The organism is Chryseobacterium sp. Leaf404 (assembly GCF_001424145.1).
GTDB lineage: Bacteria > Bacteroidota > Bacteroidia > Flavobacteriales > Weeksellaceae > Chryseobacterium.
In genome coordinates, this window is the sequence record NZ_LMQM01000001.1 from 155,662 (window position 1) to 172,495 (window position 16,834).

General features: G+C 36.6%; 18 protein-coding genes. 3 read left to right on the top strand and 15 right to left on the bottom strand.

The features are described 5' to 3' along the window. Window positions 1–19: 19 nt before the first annotated feature. From ASG31_RS00665 to ASG31_RS00705, 9 genes are all read right to left on the bottom strand, one after another. Window positions 20–586, bottom strand: a complete 567-nt coding sequence (locus tag ASG31_RS00665) for a YdcF family protein (protein WP_056026660.1) — start codon at window positions 584–586, stop codon at window positions 20–22. A gap of 27 nt (window positions 587–613) precedes the next feature. Next, on the bottom strand, window positions 614–1,114 hold the full coding sequence (locus ASG31_RS00670; protein WP_056026663.1) for a YegJ family protein: 501 nt from the start codon (window positions 1,112–1,114) through the stop codon (window positions 614–616). A gap of 11 nt (window positions 1,115–1,125) precedes the next feature. Next, window positions 1,126–2,448, bottom strand: coding sequence for a DUF58 domain-containing protein (locus tag ASG31_RS00675; protein WP_056026666.1), 1,323 nt, complete (start codon window positions 2,446–2,448; stop codon window positions 1,126–1,128). 6 nt (window positions 2,449–2,454) lie between these two features. Then, entirely contained in the window at window positions 2,455–3,483 is a 1,029-nt protein-coding gene (locus ASG31_RS00680) for an AAA family ATPase (RefSeq protein ID WP_056026669.1), read from the bottom strand. A gap of 94 nt (window positions 3,484–3,577) precedes the next feature. Next, complete coding sequence (gene tnpA, locus ASG31_RS00685) at window positions 3,578–4,051, bottom strand: IS200/IS605 family transposase (RefSeq protein ID WP_056026671.1); 474 nt, start codon at window positions 4,049–4,051, stop codon at window positions 3,578–3,580. Window positions 4,052–4,187: 136 nt separating this feature from the next. Beyond that, window positions 4,188–5,345, bottom strand: coding sequence for a hypothetical protein (locus ASG31_RS00690; protein ID WP_056026674.1), 1,158 nt, complete (start codon window positions 5,343–5,345; stop codon window positions 4,188–4,190). Window positions 5,346–5,360: 15 nt separating this feature from the next. Further along, window positions 5,361–6,155 (bottom strand): hypothetical protein, encoded by a 795-nt coding sequence (locus ASG31_RS00695; RefSeq protein WP_056026677.1) that lies wholly within the window; start codon window positions 6,153–6,155, stop codon window positions 5,361–5,363. Further along, entirely contained in the window at window positions 6,148–7,110 is a 963-nt protein-coding gene (locus tag ASG31_RS00700; protein ID WP_056026680.1) for a hypothetical protein, read from the bottom strand. The genes ASG31_RS00695 and ASG31_RS00700 overlap by 8 nt, the downstream gene beginning before the upstream one ends. Further along, complete coding sequence (locus ASG31_RS00705) at window positions 7,094–8,077, bottom strand: stage II sporulation protein M (RefSeq protein WP_056026684.1); 984 nt, start codon at window positions 8,075–8,077, stop codon at window positions 7,094–7,096. Before ASG31_RS00705 ends, ASG31_RS00700 begins: the two co-directional genes overlap by 17 nt. Window positions 8,078–8,104: 27 nt before the next feature. Here ASG31_RS00705 and ASG31_RS00710 point away from each other — a divergent pair, with 27 nt between their 5' ends. Together ASG31_RS00710 and ASG31_RS00715 are read left to right on the top strand one after the other, a co-directional pair. Continuing rightward, the gene (locus ASG31_RS00710; RefSeq protein ID WP_056026687.1) at window positions 8,105–8,854 is read left to right on the top strand and encodes an RDD family protein; all 750 of its coding nucleotides are present in this window, start codon (window positions 8,105–8,107) and stop codon (window positions 8,852–8,854) included. A 57-nt stretch (window positions 8,855–8,911) separates the two neighbouring features. Continuing rightward, window positions 8,912–9,202: a GNAT family N-acetyltransferase gene (locus ASG31_RS00715; protein WP_056026690.1), complete on the top strand. Its 291-nt coding sequence runs from the start codon at window positions 8,912–8,914 to the stop codon at window positions 9,200–9,202. Here the strand turns inward: ASG31_RS00715 and ASG31_RS00720 are convergent. The 5 genes from ASG31_RS00720 to smpB form a co-directional block, all read right to left on the bottom strand. Then, window positions 9,188–10,162, bottom strand: a complete 975-nt coding sequence (locus ASG31_RS00720; protein ID WP_056026694.1) for a glycosyltransferase family protein — start codon at window positions 10,160–10,162, stop codon at window positions 9,188–9,190. The two genes, ASG31_RS00715 and ASG31_RS00720, sit on opposite strands and share 15 nt — an antisense overlap. A gap of 90 nt (window positions 10,163–10,252) precedes the next feature. After that, complete coding sequence (locus ASG31_RS00725) at window positions 10,253–11,077, bottom strand: UDP-2,3-diacylglucosamine diphosphatase (protein ID WP_056026696.1); 825 nt, start codon at window positions 11,075–11,077, stop codon at window positions 10,253–10,255. Between the two features lie 275 nt (window positions 11,078–11,352). Then, window positions 11,353–12,093, bottom strand: coding sequence for a YebC/PmpR family DNA-binding transcriptional regulator (locus ASG31_RS00730; protein WP_056026699.1), 741 nt, complete (start codon window positions 12,091–12,093; stop codon window positions 11,353–11,355). Window positions 12,094–12,186: 93 nt separating this feature from the next. Further along, complete coding sequence (locus ASG31_RS00735; protein WP_056026702.1) at window positions 12,187–13,656, bottom strand: OmpA family protein; 1,470 nt, start codon at window positions 13,654–13,656, stop codon at window positions 12,187–12,189. A gap of 77 nt (window positions 13,657–13,733) precedes the next feature. Continuing rightward, window positions 13,734–14,192, bottom strand: coding sequence for an SsrA-binding protein SmpB (gene smpB / locus ASG31_RS00740; RefSeq protein WP_056026705.1), 459 nt, complete (start codon window positions 14,190–14,192; stop codon window positions 13,734–13,736). A 119-nt stretch (window positions 14,193–14,311) separates the two neighbouring features. Between smpB and ASG31_RS00745 the strand changes: the two genes are divergently transcribed. Continuing rightward, window positions 14,312–15,934: an ABC-F family ATP-binding cassette domain-containing protein gene (locus ASG31_RS00745; protein ID WP_056028008.1), complete on the top strand. Its 1,623-nt coding sequence runs from the start codon at window positions 14,312–14,314 to the stop codon at window positions 15,932–15,934. Window positions 15,935–16,014: 80 nt separating this feature from the next. Here ASG31_RS00745 and ASG31_RS00750 read toward each other — a convergent pair whose 3' ends face one another. Beyond that, entirely contained in the window at window positions 16,015–16,830 is an 816-nt protein-coding gene (locus tag ASG31_RS00750) for a M48 family metalloprotease (protein ID WP_056026708.1), read from the bottom strand. Between the last annotated feature and the right edge of the window lie 4 nt (window positions 16,831–16,834).

Consider the following 16,834-nt stretch of genomic DNA (forward strand, 5'->3'; position numbering starts at 1 on the left):
AATTTTGAAATTTCATTTATTAAAGCAAATCTGCGTAAAAAGCGAGAAACTCTCTGATAACAGAATAAAAGTCACGCATTTCAAAATAATTCGGGCTTGAACTTTCTATGTTCTTAAAATGATGTTTTCTGAACAATTGCTTCGTTCTGGTTTGATGAAAATATTGCGAAACAGAAACCGCACTTTTTATATTTAAACTATCCATAATTCTGATGGAATTTTCAACCGTTTTTTCGGTATCATTTCCATAATTATCAACAATTATTTTATCTGAAGGAATATTTTTAGATTCTAAATATTGTTTCATTTTATCTCCTTCCCAAAAACCTTCTATGCCAAAGCCACCGCTGACAATTATTTTGTTGATACGCTTTGCTTCATATAATTCTAAGCTTTTGTCAAGTCTTGCTTTAAGTCTTTCTGAAGGAGTTCCATCGGTATTAATTTTATTTCCAAGAACAATGGCTACATCAGCATTTTGATTTTTATCTCTTAAACCATCGTAAATAATCAAGACAGAATGAATAAGAAACCACAAAATGAGAACGCCAATAATTCTTTTAAACAGTTTGAAAGCCTTTTTCATTATTAATAGTAGTCAATGAATATGAAATTATTCGTAAATCAAACCGCCAACATCCATCTGTTTTTTCTCTTCATCGGTTAATGATTTTCGTAAAACTTTAACGGTGTACGCTCCTTTTACAATATTTTTATCATAATACATCCAGTCTGACAGATTATCAATATTCACATCAACTGTATCACCCAGCTTAACGCCAACTTGTTCGTAAGGTTCATTTTGAATCACACCGGAATATTTACCATTTTTAAAAGTAATATCGCCAATCCAGATATGTTCACCGTTGTTATCCGGCAAATCAAATCTTTGTTTGATTGTAAAATTTGAATAATCCGGATTTTTGCTTAAAAGTGCTGTATGAAAGTCTTTTCCAAAAGTTTTCTTAGCATTTTCGATAGCGATATTCATCTCGTCATCTTCAGATTTCACGAGAACTACAGGTGGTTCACCTTCTCTCTCAATTTTCTCTTTCTTCTCCTGACAACCCACCGTAATAAAGGCAATTACAGCAATAATAAATATTTTTTTCATATGATTTAATTTTACAAAATTCCTCTCGCTTTAATCTCGAGATATTTATTAATCACCTCAATATTCAGATTTTCGGGAAGGGTGTAGACAGAGAAAATTCCGTATTTTCTGAGTTCCTGAATGATGAGTTTTTTTTCAAATTCAAATTTTTCGGCAATGATCTGGTCATAGACTTCCTGAGTGTTTTCAGGGTTTTTATCGATCAGCTGATGAAGTTCAGAATTTTTAAAGAAAACAACTACGAGAAGATGATTTTTGGCAATTCCCCGGAGGTATTTCATTTGGCGGTTAAGCCCGTCCAGTGTTTCAAAATTGGTAAAAAGCAAGACTAAACTTCTTTGGTTTAATGAAAATTTGACGTCCTGATAAAGCCTGTTGAAATCACTTTCAAAAAAATCGGTTTTCACATTGTACAAAGCTTCGGAAATCTTTCTGAGTTGGCCAGACTTATTGTCTGCAGACACTTTGTTTTCTGCTTTTTTAGAGAAAGTCATCATTCCGGCGCGGTCGCTTTTCTTCAAAATAATATGTGATAAAGCCATGGACGCATTGATGGAATAATCCAGTAAACTCAATCCTTTAAAAGGCATTTTCATCGTTCTGCCTTTGTCAATAATCATGAAAATACGCTGCGATTTTTCATCCTGAAACTGATTTACCATTAACCTGTTGGTTTTGGAAGTCGCTTTCCAGTTGACCGTACGGATGTCATCGCCGGGAACGTATTCTTTGATCTGCTCAAACTCCATTGTATGCCCTAGCTTTCTGATTTTTTTGATTCCGCCCAGAAGAACTTCATTCTGTAAAGCCATCAGTTCATATTTCCGTAAATGAATAAACGACGGATACGCCGCCAGCATCGCATCTTTTTGAAATCTATATCTTTTTGCCACAAAACCCAATGACGAAGATGCGTACACATTCAAAGCTCCAAAACTGTATTCACCACGTTCTTTCGGCTCTAAAATATACTGGAAATAGGCATTTTTACCACTTTCAATCTGCTTTTTAATTAAAAAATCCCTCTTTTGAAACTGAAATGGTATTTCATCGATAACGTTTACATTAACTTTAAAACTGTAATTATTTCTAAGGTCAATCTTCACTGGATTTTCGTCGCCGTTAGAAAGTTTTTCAGGTAAAATTCTCTGTGCCGAAATATTTTCTTTTTTGCTGAACAAAAACAAGGATTCCACCATCGCAGCAAGAAAAACCAGCAGCAGTAAAATATGCGCCACGACCATCATCCACGGAAAAAAGAATGCAAAGACATACACAATTCCCACTATGATGAGCGCCAGAAAAAAACGGGTATGGATGTAGAGATTTTTCATTAAAACTTATCTCGGAATTTCAATTCCTTCTAAAATCTGTCTGATAATTTCGTCAGCGGTAAGACCTTCCATTTCACGCTCCGGAGATACTATAACTCGGTGTCTTAAAACAGCAAAACTCGCTTCCTTGATGTCTTCAGGAGTTACAAAATCTCTTCCTCTCAAAGCTGCAAAAGCTTTTGATGCTGTAAGCAACGCCAAACTTGCTCTCGGAGAAGCTCCCAAATATAAAAACTGATTCTCTCTCGTATTGGAAATGATTTTAGCGATATATTCAATCAGCTGGGATTCTACAACGATTTCTTTTACTAAATTCTGATAGGTTTTCAGCTGGCTTGCTGTAAGTACCGTAGTGATTCCTTCGGTTTTATCTTCCACACGGCTTTCGTGCTGGTTTTTAATAATGGCAATTTCCTGCTTCAAATTGGGATAGCCAACATTGATTTTAAATAAAAACCTGTCCAACTGGGCTTCCGGAAGACGGTATGTTCCTTCGTGCTCGATTGGGTTTTGGGTGGCGATGACGATAAAAGGTTCATCCATCTGGTAACGGATCCCATCCATCGTGATCTGTCTCTCTTCCATAACCTCAAATAAGGCGGACTGTGTTTTCGCTGGGGATCTGTTGATTTCATCAATCAAAACAAAGCTTGAAAAGATAGGACCTTTTTTAAACTCAAATTCGGAGTTTTTGACATTGAAAACTGATGTCCCCAAAATGTCCGAAGGCATCAGATCCGGTGTAAACTGAATTCTGCTGAAATCGACCTCTATCGTTTTTGCCAATAATTTTGCCGTAATGGTTTTCGCCACACCGGGAACGCCTTCAATTAAGACGTGACCATTGGAAAGTAACGCCGCAAGTAAGTGCTCGATCATGTCTTCCTGACCTACAATTACTTTTGCCAATTCAGATTTTACTTTTTGCAGGCTGTTTTTGAGATCGATCATGTCGATTCTCAATTCGAAGTTATTGTCTTCTTTCTGAAGATTTATACCTGTATTTTCTGTATTTTGATTTTCAATGTTTTCCATTGTTTTTTTTTATTGTTTTTCAATAGGCTCCGTAGGAGCCTCACCTTTGTTGTTAAGCGAATGCTCATTTCTTAGCTCCGTAGGAGCGACACCTTTAATCATTATCATCATAAAATTCAAAAATATATTCTTCTTTGTAATCTATTTCAAATTTTTGTAAAAATTCCAAATACTCTTCTCTAAAAGATTTTTTCTTATGATGATGTTTCTGATTCAGTATATACTTTACAACTCTGTCAATTTGACTTCTTGAGTAAGAAAATGCTCCATAACCTTCCTGCCAGTTAAATTTTTCATCAAACCATCTTTCATCATTTATCATTTTTGAAGAGCCCGCTTTAATATCTCTAATCAAATTTGGAATTGTAATATTTAAATTATTAAAACCTACAAAAACATGAACATGATCTGGATTTGCATAAATTGCAAGTAGTTTCTGCTGGTTTTTTTGAACGATTCCTGTCATATATTTCTCCAAACGTTCTCGCATATCTTCGGGAATTTGTCTTTCTCTGCCTTTAACAGCGAAGACAAACTGAACAAAAATTTGAGAATATGTATTTGCCATATCAGATAATTTAACAACATTATTTTTTACAAAGGTGCCGCTCCTACGGAGCTTCGCATTTGATACAAATCTTTCTGCTACAAAGGTTAGGCTCCTTGGGAGCCGCCCTAAAATTGCGTAATCTAAAAAACTTAAATTACTTCAATATCTCATCCAGCAACGCATTCATTCTCACCAAATCTTCCTTCATCACCGATGCATACGGATCCTGAGCTTTTTTGATTAAAACAATTGCTTCATTTATTTTTTCCTGGACTCTGCCTGTTTTCAGCTGAAGTTTTTCAGCAAAATCGTCATCTATATTTTGGGTATCGATTAAAAGATCAAGCCTCACTTTATGAAGAAAATACTGTGCTTTTTTAGCCATCATTTCGTGGAAATCGCCTTCCTGCATGTAGAGATTTCCAATACTTTTCACAAAATCTATAGAAGAATTTTTCAGCGGATCGATTTCAGGAACAATTCTCTGTTTTCTTTTTGCGTTAAAAAATATGAAGAGAAGCATCCCGGCAAGCAGAAGCCACCATGCGTATTTCAAAGCAGGATTATCAAAAATAAACCTCAGAAAAAACTTTGATTTTTCGCTTTTCTTATCTGTAAACCATAATGTTTCCCGATCAGGGAGATAAGAGAAAACATCCTGTGCGTAATGGTTATTTCCTTTTTTAAGAAGATAATAATTCGTTAAAAAAAGTGGTTCAGAATGCACGTAGAAATGACCTTTACCATATTTTGCTTTGATAAAACCTGCCTGATCATCTGCTTCTTCAGAAACAATCTTTCCCAGAATTTCAATTTCAGGTTTCACATACGTAAAGCCCCGTCCGCCCGGAAATTTATCAATTTTAATGAAGCTGTTTGAGAATTTTTTATCGGTAAGCTTTAATACATTGCTTTCAGAATAAGAAAAATTCGAAGTATAAAAACCAATGCTGTCTGAAATATTCTTGGGAATATACTGGAAAATCACCATCGCGTCTGACCCTTTGGAAACTTCGTGCATGATTTTCTTCCAGGATTCTATATCGAGCTCCGTTTCCAAAACAAAAATATTGTGTGACTTCCTGCTATTGCTTTCGTAATAATCGTAAGGATTTTCTGAAATTTTCTTCAGCTTATCTTTAAATAGAAACTTGGCTTCCTGATTAAAAACATAGAAACCGAAAGGAGATTTTTTTGAAGTATTAAAATTTTTCCGCCAGTCTGTAACTTCCGTTTTGTTGACTTCAAGCAACGCTATAATGGCCAGAATGATGGCTAAAATTACAGCATATATTTTGAAAGTTTTATTCATTTTAAAAATTCTGATTTACGGTTTGAATGACTGGAACTGCTCTTTAAATTTAAGGTAAGAATTATGGTCTACACCAAACTCGCCGTACCAGATATAATCGAAAATCAAAGCCAGATCAGAGAACTTCTGCTTCAGATTTTCGTCTTTAATTTCGTAACTGTATTCTTTGTTTGTTTTCTCGGGATTCCATGAGATGAGTTTTTTATCGCTGAGTTTTTTAAGGATTAAAAGAAACTGGTATCTTACTGCGAGGCGGTATTCTGCACTGTTTTCAAATTGTGCAATGGTCTCGGCAAAGTTTATTTCGTGAATATTTTCGTGCAGATCCTCCTCTTTAATTTCAGTACCGGAATTTTTTCTGCCAAAGAATCCAATGTTTTTTCCGATCAGAAATTTTATCACAAAATAGATGACAAATCCTGCCAGTATAATAACAAAAATCCTCAAAAGCAGCTTCCCTAAACTGAATGATGAATTTAGATCATTACCGAAAATACTGCCAAAAAAACGTTCAAATTTCCGCATTAATCTTTCCCAAAAAGACTCGCGGGGTTTTACTGTTTCATAGTTGAAGTCTTCATCTTTGTACCTGGAAGAGATATTTTCTTTAAATTTTCTGCTGTAAACCGTATTTTCTGTCTGCGGTCTTTCTAAAAGCAGTGAGTCTGAAGAAACCATTCCGTCAAAAGGATTGCCCTCTTCATACACCTGCTCCACAGAATCTTCTTCCACATAGGCAGAATCGTAATCCTGTGCAGCAGCAGGATCAGAGAATATTAAAACGCTCAGTAAAAGTATCAGTTTACGCATTGAGACCGATGCTTTCTATTTCTTCAATTTCCAGTTTCTGGTGCAGATCTCTTCTGCTGTCAAAATACAGTAAACCAGAATTTATGTACAGCACATTCATTAGCAAAGCAGAAATGATCACTGAAATTCCGTAAACAACCATAATTACTGCACCAAAACCGCCCTCGAAAGGATTCTGCTCAAATCCGTTATCTGAAGTAGTTGTAGCAAGTCTCATCATTAAAATAACCATCGGAATGGCTGTGAAAACAGATGTGATGACATAATACAACACAAAGAGAATGATGGTGGAGCCCCAATATTTCCAATAGGGTGTTTTTTCTCTTCCGTTAGCGTAAGAAAACTGGGATCTGATGGCATAACTCAGGCTTCCGAAAAATCCACGGTTTGTGTAAATAAAATCATAGACTAAAAAAGTGATGGCATTAAAAAGCGTGGGAACAATGAAAAGTATGACTGGAATTCCTATCAAAATCAAAACCATGGCATAGGAAATCGCAAAAAGCACAAAGGCAGCAGGAATTACAAGAAGTATTAACCCGAAATACAGCTGAATCAGCTTTCTGGAATTGGTTTTCAGATCAGAAATAATATCTTCAACACTTACCAGCTTTTGTCCATTGGCAACGCGTTTCATGTAAAATACAGGATACAGAAAATTGAGCATCATCAGAAAAGAATAAATCAGCATGATGATAATTCCCGTGATGATCGTCAGCCCAAGATTATCTTCGAAATATCTTTCAAAAAAATAACTTTGCCCTTCTAAGTTTCCGTTGAAAAACTGCCCCAACAATTCTCTAAAACCGAAATACATTACCAAAACCAAAAGAATCAGCACCATCCCGTTGATGAGAATAAAATTTTTAAAATAATTTTTTCCGTTGAATTTGAAGAACGCAAAACTGTCGGTAATAAAAGATCCGAAGTCGCGGTTTTTATAAAATGTGATCATTCGCTAATAGTTTTTGCTGTTTTGCAACGTAGTTAGGGTAAATAATATAGTATCCGCCAATTAAAACAAGCGAACCTAAAATAATAAGTAGATTAATGGCCAAAGGCATATCTAAAGCATGTCTCGTTACGTAACCTTCAATAATTCCTGCACAGACCGTGAACGGAACCGTGCTCAGAAATATTTTAAATGAATCTTTAAAACCTCTTTTCAGAGAGTTAAATCTTGAAAGCGTTTTAGGAAAGAGGATGGACGCTCCTAAAATCAGCCCGCACATCGCCTCAATCACCATCGAAAAAATCTCGAATGTACCGTGAAGCCAGATGCCTTTCGCACTGTCTGCCAACGCACCGTTATCGTAGAAAAAATACTGGAAAGAACCCAGCATCACGCAGTTTGAGAGGTAAAAAAATAAAGTTCCGATGCCCGCAAACAATCCAAAGAGATACAATTTTGCACCCACCTGAATATTATTAAAGACAATTCCAATAGTACTTCCCCATGTAGAACCGCTCTGGTAAACCCCTACCGCATTTTTATTTTTGATATTTTCGACGGTCATATTTACATAATCTTCGCCCAAAATAATGTTCACAAATTCTTTATCATAAACCGCGGAAACTACGCCGATGCTTGTAAACAGCAGGAAAAACGCAAAAGCGTAACCCAAATATCTTCTGTACTGATGCACCAGCAGCGGAACTTCAGTCGCAAAAAAATGGAAAAGCCTGTTCTGCTCTACCCTTTTGGTCTTGTAAATCTGCTGATAGATCTGCGAAGAAAGATGATTGAGATAAACCACCGTATTGCTTTTAGGATAATAAGTCTGGGCAAAAGAAAGGTCGTTGATCAGGTTGATGTAAAGCGATGAGAGCTCGTCAGGATTTTTTTTCAATTTACCCTGAATAACCTCCTCTATTCCCAACCATTTTTCTTTATTTTGTTTGATGAAATAAACTTCTCTCATAATTGTAAAGCTAAAATAATAAAAATTATGTCTCAAATTGCGATAAATACATCACAAAATGTTAATATTAATTTTAACATATCCAATATTGGTGAAAGATTTCTGGCATTTCTTATTGACGGCGCAATCCGGCTTGTATATCTGCTCCTGATGTATTATGCGCTGTTTGACTTTTTTAATCTTTACACATATATGATGGGGCTGGATCAGTGGTCACAGAGAGCCATTTCTATCGTCATCGCGTTTCCTGCTACAGTGTATCCTTTAGTGATGGAAAGCCTGATGGAAGGCCAGACTCCCGGAAAAAAGATAATGAAAATCAGAGTTGTGAAAATAGACGGCTACCAGGCAAGTTTTGGAGATTATCTTATCCGTTGGGTATTCAGGGTAATTGATGTAACTTTTTTAGGAATTGTAGGCCTTATTTCTGCAATAGCTACCAGAAACAACCAGAGATTAGGGGATATTGCTGCCGGAACCGCAGTGATTTCGCTTAAAAACAACATCAATATTTCACACACCATTCTCGAGAAACTTCAGGATGATTATATTCCTACGTTCCCTCAGGTGATTGCTCTGAGCGATAACGATATGAGAATTATCAAAGACAATTTTCTTAAAGCTTTAAAAATTGACGACAGACAGGTGATCACCAAACTTTCAGACAAAATTAAAAGCATTCTGAAACTCGAAGTGGATCCGCGGCAAATGACAGAAAGACAGTTCATCGGGATTGTGATAAAGGATTATAATTTTTATACCGGAAGAGAAAGTTAATTTCTTAACAATTTCTGCTCGGTTCAGTTTTTGCAGGCTTTTCTGTAAATTAAACTTATGACATTCACCAATAATAAAAGCGGAAACGGCGGTGTAATCACCCTGAATAACGAGATCAGCGAGGTCGGAAGATTAACTTACACGATATTCCCTGAAGATAAAAAACTGATTATTTCTTTTGTTTTGGTTCACAGTGAATTTGAAGGTCGCGGACTGGGGAAATATTTGGTTGAAGAAGCGATTAAATTCAGCAGAGAAAACAAATGGAATGTATATCCTCACTGTTCATATGCGAGAGCTGTGATGAAAAGAATGAACGATGTAGACGATATTTTACTTGAACGTTAAAACTTCATTCACCAAAACCTCTTCGATATTATCCGGGTAATTCACTTTCAGACGCTGTTTTGAACTGACCCAGTTTTCAATCTCCTCTTTTCTCAGGTTTTTCGAATTGGGAATTCCCAGTAAATCCAGAGCAGCGGCATTGCATTCCTGTTCGTACTGGTTATGAATAGGAATGACAAAAAGCTTTTTATCTAAAAACAAAGCTTCGGCAGGAGTTTCGAAGCCTGCGTTGCATAAAATACCTTCGCAACTTTCGAATGCTTTTAAATATTCCATCTGGTCTATCGGGAAAACCTCAACATTTTTATTTTTAAAATAAAGTTTGGAATACTTTGAAAATACTTTCCATTCCACAGGGATCTGACTTAAAATTTTAATGATATTTTCATCTGAAAAACTTGGGAGATAAACCAGATAAAATCCTTTTCTAAAACCGTCAAGCTGACGGATTTTCTTTCTGATCACCGGCGTTTTGATTTGAGAATGATACGGTTCAAAATGAAAACCAATCCTATGCTCGCTCGGAACATAATATTTCAAAACCTGCTCGCCAAAAAAATCCTTTTTTACAGGTTTTGGAGTTTCACAAAAACTCATCGACGCCTGATGGCTCAATTCCAGAAACGGAATTTTCTTGATTTTACATGCCCATCCTGTTAAAGGTTCGTAATCGTTAATAACTAAATCATATTTTGATAAATCAAGAGACTTGATGGTATTAAAAGCCCTGAGGTAATTATTTTCAAAAAGAATTTTAGAGTAAGAAATCCCGCCTGAACTGTTGTACAGAAGTGAAATCCCTTTATGTTGAAAATCAATCTTAAAATCTGACTTCAGTTGGGACTGATGACCACTGATTAACGTCTCCACGCAACCGTATTTTTTAAGCAAAGGAACGATTTCCTGAGCTCTTGCCATGTGGCCATTTCCTGTTCCCTGAAAGGCGTACAATATTTTCATATGTAGATTTTTATTGTAATTTAATGGTCGTATGGTATCGCCACATCTTCTTTGTCTTTTTTTACAAATTATATTAATGGCGATTTCATATCATGAAAATTGAGTTACAATTTGCATCAGCTGATCGCTGTTGATATCCTGAATTTCGTCTGTTTCATGATCTTTCAGATTATGTTTATGATCGTCATAATTGAATACGGACCATTTTCCTTCATTGTATTCCAGTGCCGACAGATTCTCAATCCAGTCACCAGAATTCAGATACAGGCATGAACCTTTTTTGTTCTGAACTTCTCTCATCTGGGGCTGATGAATATGACCGCAAAGTACATAGTCGTAACCATTGTCGATAGCTAATTCTGAAGCTGTCAGCTCAAAATCACCGATATATTTAATGGCTTTTTTCACGTTGTTTTTAATCTTTTTTGAAAATGAATATTTCTCACGACCCATTTTTTCCAAAAACCAGTTGACCATATTATTAATGACAATCAGAAGGTCATAGCCCTTTCCGCCGAGTTTTGCAATCCATTTTGAATGCTGTACAGAGGCATCAAAAACATCTCCGTGGAAGATCCATGTTTTTTTACCGTCAAGAATAAGATTTAGTTTGTTACAGACTTTAAGTTTACCCAGTTCAAAATCTGTGAACTTGCGGAACATCTCGTCGTGATTTCCCGTGATGTAGAACACATCGGTGCTTTTTGTAGCCAGAGAAAGAAATTTTCTGATGACTTTAAGGTGAGATTTGGGGAAATAAGACTTTTTAAACTGCCAGATATCAATAATATCTCCGTTTAAAACTAATGTTTTAGGTTGAACAGAATTCAGGTATCTGAGCAACTCTTTGGCTTTACATCCATAAGTTCCCAAATGAACATCTGAAATGACAACCAACTCAACGTTTCTTTTCATGAGCAGAGATTTTTTCTCTTTGATCAAAAGTGACCGCCATAACCGTAAGTATTTTGATTAACCACTGATGGCGATGTCACGTCTGATTCTTCTGCAAAGAAACTGATTGAAAATGAACTGTATATGAATGCAATATTATTTTTCCTGCTGGCAGAAATTGAAGACATAAAAAAACCACGAACTCACGAATAATTCAGTTTTACCTAAAAGGATTTTAAACAAATTTAATTCATGAATTCGTGGCAAAATATTTAGCTGTTGAAAAATTGTCAGACTTATAAAGACTCCAACAATTCCTCAGTAATTTCCATGTTGTGATAAACGTTTTGTACGTCATCATCTTCTTCGAAACGGTCCAGCATTTTCATATTGGCTTTAAACTGCTCCAGATTTACTTCTTTTGTGTTGTTTGGAATTCTCTGGAGTTCCGCACTTTTAGCTTCAATTTTCAGTTCATCCAGTTTGTGAGAAAGAGAACCAAAATCTTCGAACGCCGTCGTAATCATTACTTCTTCATCATCTTTTTCAACATCTTCAGCACCACCGTCAATCATTTCCATTTCAAAATCATCCCAATCCATTTTGATTTGAGCTAAATCTATCGTGAAAATTCCTTTTCTGTCGAAGATAAATGCCAACTCACCGTTCTTCCCCAGGTTCCCGTCAAACTTATTGAAAATAGCTCTTACATTGGCTACAGTTCTCGTAGGATTATTTGTAGTACATTCCACGAAAAATGCTACACCGCCCTGGCCGTATCCTTCGTAAGTGATCTCTTCGTAGTTTTCTGCATCTGCACCACCTGCTTTTTTGATGGCTCTTTCCACATTGTCTTTCGGCATATTGGCACCCTTCGCATTCTGGATACATCTTCTCAGTGCAGGATTGGCTTCCGGATCAGTACCTCCTGCTTTTACAGCTAAGGCAATGTCTTTCCCTATTTTTGAAAAGGTCTTGGCCATTTTATCCCAACGCGCCATTTTTGAGGCTTTTCTATATTCAAATGCTCTTCCCATTTTATGTATATAATTTTGACAAAAATAATTAAAATCAACAACAAAAAAAATACCCCCAGAAGACTGGAGGTATTTATTATGTAGAAAAATTAATTATTTTCTTTTTTTAGCTGGAGCTTTTTTCTTAGCTGGAGCTTTTTTCACTGGAGCATCTTCGTAATCTCTTTTCTTGATTGCGTTCCACTCAGCTTCGTTTTCGATAGCTGTTACAGTAACAATTCTATCTTTTTGTCTTTCAGCATCAGAAGCTTTCTCATCTACAGTAGCTTTAGCTTCACCTACACCGATAGATTTAAGAGCGTTTGCGTCTACCCCTCTTGCATCTAAAGCAGCAACTACAGAAGCAGCTCTTTCTCTAGATAATTTCAAGTTGTAAGCTTCAGCACCTTTAGCATCAGTTCTACCTTCTAACAAGTAGTTACCACCGTCTTTCATAATTAAAGCAGCAGCTCTGTCTAATGCAGGCTTAGATTCTGCTTTGATTGTAGCTTTGTTGAAATCGAAATATACATTTCTGAATTCATCCTGTACAGCTGTAGCAGTAACAGTTTTAGGCTTAGGACATCCGTTGTATTCTGGAAGACCCGGAACTGAAGGACAAGCATCATCTTTATCTAATATTCCGTCTCCGTCTGTATCAGGCCAAGGACAACCATTGTTTTCAACAGGACCTGCAACTGAAGGACAAGCATCATCTTTGTCGATTACACCGTCACCATCAGTATCTGGCCAAGGACATCCACCGTTTTCAACTGGACCAGCAACATCTGGACACTGATCGTCTTTATCTGGAACACCGTCACCATCTGTATCAGGACATCCCTGGAATTCTGGTAAACCTGGTGTATCAGGACATAAATCATCTTTATCTAAAATACCATCCTTATCTCTGTCTCTGTTTCCGAATCTGAATAATAGGGAAGCAGAAGCCTGCCAAAAGTTAGCATAATCTGGCTTGTCTACTGGAGTACCTACGTAATCTCCCTGAACTCCGATACCGAAGTTTTTAGTTACCCAGAAGTTTGCACCTGCACCTGCAGATACTGTAAAGAAGTTTGCTTTACCGTTAGGATCACCGTCATTGTCATGAGTATATCCTAATAAGTCTGTTCTTGGGAATGTAAGACCAGTGTAATCTTGTCTTAAATAGTTTGCACCCACTCTCAAGTAAGGATCAAACCAAGACTCTTCGTCCCAAAGAAGACCTGCTGCTTTAGCCTGTAAACCAAGACCTGTCATAAGCATAAACTCTTTCCCTGTGTTGAATCTCTGATTCTCAACATTACCTACAGTTGTAGACCAATCGATAACGAAACCTTTGGTGATGTTTCTAGCTACCATTAGTTTAGAAAGCGGTGGCGTGATAGAAAAATTGTTCATATTGAACATAGTTTTCGTTAAGTTTCTAGCCGAAAAAGTCTGGCTGAACTCTCCACGTACTGCTTTATGATTTTCACCATGAGCACCAACCCCGATTAACCACGGATTGTTGGTAGTCTGAGCGAAAACAGTAGAAGCGACAGTAAGTGCCAATACTGAAATTCCTAATTTTAGATTTTTCATAGAATTAAATGATTAAATAATTGATATTGCAAAATAAATATAATTTTTCTTTATAAACAAAGTTTTGAGTATGATTTTTAACTTTTCTTTAATATTCTGTCGAGGCTTCTCTTGCTCTCTCTATCCTTTATAGATTCTCTTTTATCAAAAAGTTTCTTACCTCTGGCTAAAGCGATCCTTACTTTAGCTTTCCCTCTATCATTGATATACAACTTCAAAGGCACTATGGTATTCCCCGCATCTTTGAGTTTTTTCTCCAGCTTTGCCAATTCTTTTTTGTGCAACAGCAATTTCCGTTCCCTTTTTGTTTTGTGGTTGTAAAATGTTCCCAGTTTGTATTCATCAATCATCATATTAATGATATACAATTCACCATCAATAAACTGACAGAAAGATTCAGCAATGGAAGCTTTGGACGAGCGCAGAGACTTAATTTCTGTGCCTGTAAGCACCATTCCCGCTTCCAGCTCATCAAGGATTTCGTATTCAAACCTTGCTTTTCTATTTAATATATTAACTGTCTTTTCAATCTTCATAATTTCAAAACTTTAAAAAATAACATGCAAAATTAATGCAGCAGCACAATATGTATGCTATTATATTAGAAAATACCGAAATTCTTTTTGTATTTTTGTGCCCAAATTTACAAACTTATATGTTAACAGTATCTAACTTATCTTTACAATTCGGAAAGAGAGTGCTTTTCGACGAAGTAAACATCATGTTTGCGAAAGGTAACTGCTACGGAATCATCGGTGCCAACGGTGCAGGTAAATCCACTTTCCTTAAAATATTAACAGGAAAACAGGATCCTACCACAGGCCACGTATCTCTGGAGCCAGGAAAAAGAATGTCTGTTCTGGAGCAGGATCACTTTGCTTATGATCAATATAATGTACTTGAGGCCGTTTTAAGAGGAAACAAAAAATTATTCGAGATAAAAGAGGAGATGGATGCGCTGTATGCGAAAGAAGACTTCTCTGATGAAGACGGAATTAAAGCCGGCGAACTTGGCGTAATCTACGACGAAATGGGCGGCTGGAACTCAGAATCTGATGCTCAGACTATGCTTTCAAACGTAGGTGTAAAAGACGACATGCACTGGCAGATGATGAGCGAGCTCGAAAATAAAGACAAAGTAAAAGTTCTTTTGGCTCAGGCACTTTTCGGAAATCCTGATGTTTTGATTCTGGATGAACCTACGAACGACCTGGATATCGAAACAATCGCGTGGCTGGAAGATTTCCTGGCAGATTATGAAAATACAGTAATCGTTGTATCTCACGACCGTCACTTCTTAGACACTGTCTGTACACATATCGGAGATTTAGATTATGCCAAGTTAAACCTTTACACAGGTAACTACTCTTTCTGGTATCAGGCTTCACAATTAGCAACAAGACAGAGAGCACAGGCTAACAAAAAAGCAGAAGAAAAGAAGAAAGAACTTCAGGACTTCATCGCAAGATTCAGTTCAAACGTTGCAAAAGCTAAACAGGCAACTGCAAGGAAAAAAATGATCGACAAGCTGAACATCGATGATATTAAACCTTCATCAAGAAGATACCCTGCCATTATTTTTGAAATGGAAAGAGAGGTGGGAGATCAGATTTTAGATGTGAAAGATTTAGAAAAAACAAAAGACGGCGAATTGCTTTTCTCTAATATTGATTTGAACCTTAATAAAGGAGATAAAGTAGCTGTAATTTCTAAAAATTCTTTGGCTATCACTGAATTTTTTGAAATTTTAGCCGGAAACAATCAGCCGGATAAAGGAACTGTGGCTTGGGGAGTTACCACCAACCAGTCTCACATGCCTCTAGACAACACCAGTTTCTTTCAGGAAGACATCAATTTGGTTGATTGGCTGAGACAGTTCACCAAAAATGATGAAGAGCGTCACGAAGAATTCATGAGAGGTTTCTTAGGAAGAATGCTTTTCTCCGGTGACGAAGCTTTAAAATCATGTAAAGTACTTTCAGGAGGTGAAAAAATGAGATGTATGTTCAGCAGAATGATGCTTCAGAAAGCAAACGTTCTTTTACTTGATGAACCTACCAATCACTTAGACCTTGAAAGTATTACAACATTAAACAACTCACTGTCTAATTTCAAAGGAAATCTTTTGTTGGCATCTCATGACCACGAAATGCTTTCAACAGTCTGTAACAGAATCATCGAACTGACTCCAAACGGAATCATCGACAGAGAAATGACTTATGACGAATATCTTGCAGATAAAAAGATTAAAGAATTGAGAGAAAAAATGTATGCTTAATTTCTAAGATCGATCTAAAACTTTTACAAAAAACTCCTCAAAATTGATTGAGGAGTTTTTTATTTCAGTACAAAATTCTATTATTTCGTAAGTTTTGTTTTCGGTAAAGAAACCGTTCCCGGATCTTTCCAGAGACCGTCTTTCTCAGCTTTTTTCTTAATCGCTTCTGCCCTTTTATTGCTGTCGGGGTGCGAATTAAACATTTTCTGAAATTTAGACTGAGCCGTTCCGCCTTCTGAAAGCAAAGCCAGTTTTTTAAATGCTGTATAGGCTCCCACAACATTATAATTATTAGATTTCATAAAATCATAAGAATAATTATCAGCCTCATTTTCCTGCTTTTTGCTGTGAGAAGCATCCAAAAATGCGTTCGCCATTTTTCCTACCTGGCTTTCACTTAAAGTTGCCACGGCATTTGATGCTGACGATGCCGCTTCCATTGCCGCAGCTTTCAGATAGGCAGACTTGATCCCGTCTTTGGTGTCTTCATTTTTCACATGACCGATTTCGTGACCGATAACCGCTAAAAGTTCGTTATCCGTCATCAAATCCATCAAACCGGAAAATACTCTTACACTGCCGTCAGCACATGCAAAAGCGTTGATATCAGCCACTTTATAGACTTTATAATTAAGATTCAGACCGTCCTGAGATTTGTGCTTAGCGAAAAGCTTGTTTAGTCTCACTGTATAAGGATCTTTAGGACCTGCAACCGGATTATTTTTATCCATATAGTCTACAGACTCTTTAGATAATTTAACAGCGTCAGCATTTGAAAATGTAAGTGCCTGAGCACCTTTAGACAGTACACCAGCTGCTTTTCCAAGATTGATTTTCTGAGCATTCACAGATGCCACTGTGGCTAGAACAGCCAGAGATAGAATAATTTTTTTCATTTAA